Origin of the sequence: Ruminococcus callidus ATCC 27760 (genome assembly GCF_000468015.1) — a bacterium.
Lineage (GTDB): Bacteria > Bacillota > Clostridia > Oscillospirales > Ruminococcaceae > Ruminococcus_C > Ruminococcus_C callidus.
Window position 1 is genome coordinate 23,697 of sequence record NZ_KI260433.1, and the last position, 561, is coordinate 24,257.

1 CRISPR repeat array is annotated in these 561 nt (G+C 56.7%).

Annotation, left to right across the window (positions count from 1 at the left end):
- The first annotated feature begins 43 nt into the window (after positions 1 to 43).
- Positions 44 to 561: direct repeats of the CRISPR family, unit length 29 nt; unit sequence CTTTTCCCCGCATAGGCGGGGGTGATCCT.

Here is a 561-nt window from a genome sequence, read left to right on the forward strand (position 1 = left end):
GGGGTGATCCGGCGACAGGTTCGGCTACCGGTCTGCGGGTGGTCTTTTCCCCGCATAGGCGGGGGTGATCCTCCACCGTGATAGCAGCACTGGCGGATTACTTTCTTTTCCCCGCATAGGCGGGGGTGATCCCTTTAAGAGGTCTTGCAAAGTCCAGTTGTACCGCTTTTCCCCGCATAGGCGGGGGTGATCCGGACACGCCTTTTACAAAAATCTTGGAGCAGGGCTTTTCCCCGCATAGGCGGGGGTGATCCTATCAAGTGCCCGCCGGTGTGCTCTGGCTGGCGCTTTTCCCCGCATAGGCGGGGGTGATCCTTATCTGCTGTATCCCAGACGATGAGGTCAGCTGCTTTTCCCCGCATAGGCGGGGGTGATCCTGTATACAAATAGCATTGGAGGTGTTGTACAAACTTTTCCCCGCATAGGCGGGGGTGATCCTCAAAATCTTGTGCCATTTTTAAACCCTCCCATCTTTTCCCCGCATAGGCGGGGGTGATCCTATTTTCTTCACTTTCTGCCGCCGTCGTGTAGCCTTTTCCCCGCATAGGCGGGGGTGATCCT